Origin of the sequence: Tahibacter caeni, from assembly GCF_024609805.1 — a bacterium.
Taxonomy (GTDB): Bacteria; Pseudomonadota; Gammaproteobacteria; order Xanthomonadales; family Rhodanobacteraceae; genus Tahibacter; species Tahibacter caeni.
The window spans coordinates 1-4,362 of record NZ_JANFVR010000365.1 but is presented as its reverse complement, the minus strand read 5'-3'; the positions used below and the strand labels follow the sequence as shown (position 1 = coordinate 4,362).

Genomic DNA, 4,362 nt, shown 5'->3' with positions numbered 1-4,362 from the left:
GACAGGCGGCGGCCGCTGTCGCGGCCGGTCGCCGCGGGGGTCAGCGCGGCGGACCGGTCCAGCGCGCGGCAGTCGGCCGCGAGCGCCGCGACCTCGCCCGCATCGAGGAAAGACGTCGCGACGATCCAGCCCTGGGCAGCCAGCGTGTCGGCCATCGTGTCGAGATCGGCGGTTTGCGGCATCATTCGCGTTCGTGTCGTCCGGCCAGCGGCTGGTCCCTCACAATACCCGTCGACTCGTCGGCGCGACAGGACTGCGCATGTTCTCCCAACTTCCGCCCGTCATCCGAGCGCTGCTGATCGCGAACGTCGGCATCTATCTGCTGCAGATGCTGCTCGGCGAGACCGCCTTGCTCGACTTTGCGCTGTGGCCGATCGGCGAGCGCACCGGCACGGCGCCCGACGGCAGCACGATCACGGTCGGCTTCCAGCTCTGGCAGGTGCTGACCTACGGCTTCCTGCATTCGGGGCCGACGCATCTGCTGATGAACATGCTCGCGCTGTTCATGCTCGGCGGCCCGATCGAGCGCGTGCTCGGCGGCCGGCATTTCCTGATCTACTACGTCGTCTGCATCGTCGGCGCGGCAGTCGCCCAGTTGCTGACGATCGAATATTTCACGGGCGGCTTCTATCCGACGGTCGGCGCATCCGGCGGCGTGTTCGGCGTGCTGTTCGCATTCGCGCTGTTCTTCCCGCGCGAGCAGCTGATCCTGTTCCCGATCCCCATTCCGATTCCGGCCTGGCTGTTCGTCACCCTGTACGGCGCCGCCGAGCTGCTGTTCGGCGTGACCGGCACCCTCGCCGGCATCGCGCACTTCGCGCATCTGGGCGGCATGCTCGCCGGGTTCGTGCTGCTGCAGTACTGGCGCGGCCGGCTGCCGTGGAAGCCGCGCGGCTGAGGACGATCCTCAGACGCCTCCGCGGCGCTGCCCCTGCGTGCGGATGCGGGTCCTCGCGAACCCGCGGAACGCGTACTGCGCAGCCTTGGCCGTCCGTCGATGAGGAGACGGTTCGGAGCCGACACCGGAATCCGGCCTGTCCGGCAGCCGCGGGCGCGGCCGCGCGCGTGACGGCCGCATGACGCGCCGATGCCGCGTGGCGGCCGGTCGCTGCGACGATCGCGGCGCGCTTGCCAAGCTCCCGCCGGCTGGACAAGCTTGCGGCCTTCCATCGCGTTCCGTCGCATGTCGCCGCTGCCATGAATCAACCGCTCGTCGTCGTCTGGCTCGCCATCGCCAACGGCGTCATGTACACGGCGCAGCTGTTCCTCGGCGACCGCATGCTCGTGCATCTGGCGTTGTGGCCGCCCGGCGAACACCTGCTCGGCTCGATCGCCGGCCGCGAGGTCGTCGCGGCCTTCCAGCCGCTGCAGCTGCTGAGCTACGGTTTCCTGCATGCGGACTTCGTGCATGTCGCGCTGAACCTGCTCGGCCTCGTGCTGTTCGGGCCGCTGCTGGAGCGCTGCATGGGCAGCGGTCCGTTCCTGTTCTACTACCTGTTCTGCCTGGTCAGCGCCGGCGCCTGCCAGTTGCTGCTGGGCATCGGCGACGGTGCCGGTGCGATCATCGGCGCCTCCGGCGCGATCTACGGCCTGCTCGCCGCGGCGGCCTCGCTGTATCCGGAGCGCCGGCTGCGGCTGTTGCCGCTGCCGGTATCGTTGCAGCTGCGCACATTGGCGCTGCTGCTCGGCGGACTGTCGCTGCTGCACGGCGTGCTCGGCAGCCAGGCCGGCGTCGCGCATTTCGCGCACCTCGGCGGCATGGCCGGCGGCTGGCTGCTCGTGCAGTACTGGCGCGGGCGGCTGCCGTTGAGGCCGCGCCGCTGGCTCGTGCCGTGAGCGGGCTGCGTCGATCGGCAGCGGCCGTTGTAGCATCGCCTATCAGGACGGTCGCGGCCGCAGGCGCGGCCGGCCCTCGACCAAGGACGCTCCGCCATGAGTGAAAAAAACCATTTTTCCATGATTCGCGGTTTTCACCTGGCCGACTGGTTCACCCTGGCCAATGCGGCCTGCGGCATGGCCGCCGTGTTCGCGGCGATGGCCAGCGTCGTGCCCGGCAGCCACCTGAGCCTGCTGCTCGCCGCCGCGTTCATTCCGGCCGCGTTCGTGTTCGACGTGCTCGACGGCCGCATCGCGCGCTGGCGCCAGCAGCAGTCGGCGCTGGGCCGCGAGCTCGATTCCCTGGCCGACGTGATTTCCTTCGGCGTCGCGCCCGCGGCGATCGGCTTCGCCGCCGGCCTGCGCGGGTTCTGGGACTGCGTCATCCTCGGCTACTTCGTCTGCTGCGGCGTCAGCCGCCTCGCGCGCTACAACATCACGGCCGAGGCGCTGTCGTCCAACGAGAGCGGCAAGGTCAGGTACTTCGAAGGCACGCCGATTCCGACGAGCCTGCTGCTGGTCGTGATCCTGGCCGTCGCCGCGTGGCAGGGCCGCATCGGCGAGGCGGTCTGGCTCGGCGCGGTCGAGCTCGGCCCGTGGACCTTGCATCCGCTCGCGCTGATGTTCGCGGTGTCGGGCTCGCTGATGATCAGCAAGACGCTGCGCATTCCGAAGCTCTAGCCCATCCGTCGGGAACCGCCGTCGCGATTCCCGGCGGACCTGCACGCGCCGCGGCGCGGCCGCTCAGCGCGCGATGACCATGTCGCCGGCCTGCAGCGCGCGCTCGACGTCGCCGGTCACGACGTCGAGATCGTCGAACTGCACCGGCAGGCCCGCGCAATACAGCGGATCGGGTCCGTCGCAGACCTGGAAATGCAGGTGCGGCTCGGTGGAATTCCCCGAGTGGCCGAGTCTGCCGAGCACCTGTCCGGCCCGCACCGTGTCGCCGGCCTCGACCCGGAGCGAACCCGGCACGAGGTGCGCATAGCTCGAGAACTCGCCGTTGCCGTGATCGACGACGACGTGGCTGCCGGCGGCTTTCGACTTGCCTGTCGCGAGCAGCGCGGCCTGGTTCTGCATGACGCGCTGCAGGTAGTCGGGCTTGCTCTCGCCGGCGCGGCGCAGCAGGCCGGCGTCTTCGGCGACATCGTCGACCGCGCGGACGACCTTGCCGCCGCGCGCGGCGAGCACGGGCCGGCCGTAGGCATGGAAATCGGCGAGCCGCTGTCCCTTGCCGCGGTGGGTGCGGCCGTCGGCGCCGAGTCGCAGGAGGTCGTAGGCGAATTCCTCGGCCACGGCCCAGCGGTGCGCGGTATGGAACGACGCGCTCGCGGCGACGTACCAGCTGCCGCTCAGCGGAAAGCGATAGCCGCGCGCGACGCGGGCGGACAGCGGAATCGCACGATGGGCCTGCAGCGGCTGGCCGGTCGCGTCGCGCGCGTCGACGTCGACCTGCAGCGCCGTCGCGGTGCCGTTGAACAGGAACGGGCGATAGAGCAGCAGCAGCGCCTGCCGGGGCGCGAGGCTCGCGCTCGCCGACGGCTGCACGCCGTCGCCGAGCAGCTGCGACGGCCGGAACTGGAAATCGAACAGGTCGAGCAGGCCGCCGTCGGCCAAGGTCCGGCTGCGGGCGGCCAGACGCGCGAGCTCGGCCGCTTCGAGCACCTGGGTCTGCTGCGTGCCGCGGTCGATCTGCAGCGACAGCTGCACGCGTTCGACGGTCAACGCCTGACCGCTTTCGTTGACCAGCGCCAGGTTCTGCAGCAGCGCCGAATGAAGACCGTGCTGGCGGTCGATCTCGTGCACGCGGATCTCGCGTTCGGGATAGGTGCGGATGGCCAGCGGTTCGGCGGCGACGGCCGTGCCGGCCAGCAGGACGGCGAGGGGGAACGACCAGCGAGGTGACATGAGTGGGACTCCGGGGGGCGCGCGGTCGGATCGAACCGCGGTCGCAGCGTGATCGCCGCCGTCCGCGCCTGCCTGATGCGGCGGCCAGGGCTGGGTTATTTCGCGCTTATCGCTGGCTGATCGGCGGCGGGACGGCCGTCTGCGGCATTGCCGCGGCGAGCGGTCGACGTGTCGCAGGCGTTTGACGCCGGCCGGCGGCGGGCGCGACGATCCGGCTCCCTGTCCGCGGCCGCGACCATGCCGTCCAATCCCCCGCCCGCCGTGAGCTACCGATTCGGCCAGGTCGAGTTCGACACGGGCGCATTCCAGCTGCGCACGGCCGGCGAGGTGCAGAACTGTCCGGCGCGCGCGCTGCGCCTGCTGCAGCTGCTCTGCGCCGCGCCGGGCCGCCTGTTCGCGCGCGAGGAGCTGATTGCCGCGCTGTGGCCGGGCCGTCGCCTGGTTTCCGACGAATCGCTGAGCCAGGTCATCTTCAAGCTGCGCAACGCGCTCGGCGCCGACGCCGGGCGCCTCGTCAGCGTGCGCGGCGCCGGCCTGCGCCTGGAAGGCCCGGTTGCAGCGCTGCGGCCGGCGGCGAAT

5 protein-coding genes and 1 pseudogene are annotated in these 4,362 nt (G+C 71.0%); 4 read left to right on the top strand and 2 right to left on the bottom strand.

Annotated elements, in window-relative coordinates; translation table 11 throughout:
• A pseudogene (locus NON22_RS20845) lies at nt 1-182 on the bottom strand (hypothetical protein); the annotation flags it as partial.
• A 77-nt stretch (nt 183-259) separates the two neighbouring features.
• Between NON22_RS20845 and NON22_RS20840 the strand changes: the two are divergent.
• From NON22_RS20840 to NON22_RS20830, 3 genes are all read left to right on the top strand, one after another.
• Complete coding sequence (locus tag NON22_RS20840; protein WP_257388907.1) at nt 260-898, top strand: rhomboid family intramembrane serine protease; 639 nt, start codon at nt 260-262, stop codon at nt 896-898.
• 299 nt (nt 899-1,197) lie between these two features.
• Nucleotides 1,198-1,836 (top strand): rhomboid family intramembrane serine protease, encoded by a 639-nt coding sequence (locus NON22_RS20835; protein WP_257388906.1) that lies wholly within the window; start codon nt 1,198-1,200, stop codon nt 1,834-1,836.
• A gap of 96 nt (nt 1,837-1,932) precedes the next feature.
• Nucleotides 1,933-2,556 (top strand): CDP-alcohol phosphatidyltransferase family protein, encoded by a 624-nt coding sequence (locus NON22_RS20830; RefSeq protein WP_257388905.1) that lies wholly within the window; start codon nt 1,933-1,935, stop codon nt 2,554-2,556.
• Between the two features lie 63 nt (nt 2,557-2,619).
• Here NON22_RS20830 and NON22_RS20825 read toward each other — a convergent pair whose 3' ends face one another.
• Nucleotides 2,620-3,783, bottom strand: a complete 1,164-nt coding sequence (locus NON22_RS20825; protein ID WP_257388904.1) for a M23 family metallopeptidase — start codon at nt 3,781-3,783, stop codon at nt 2,620-2,622.
• A gap of 237 nt (nt 3,784-4,020) precedes the next feature.
• On the opposite strand from NON22_RS20825, the gene NON22_RS20820 reads away from it, so the two are divergent.
• The coding region (locus NON22_RS20820) for a winged helix-turn-helix domain-containing protein (protein WP_257388903.1) at nt 4,021-4,362 on the top strand (342 nt) is incomplete at its 3' end.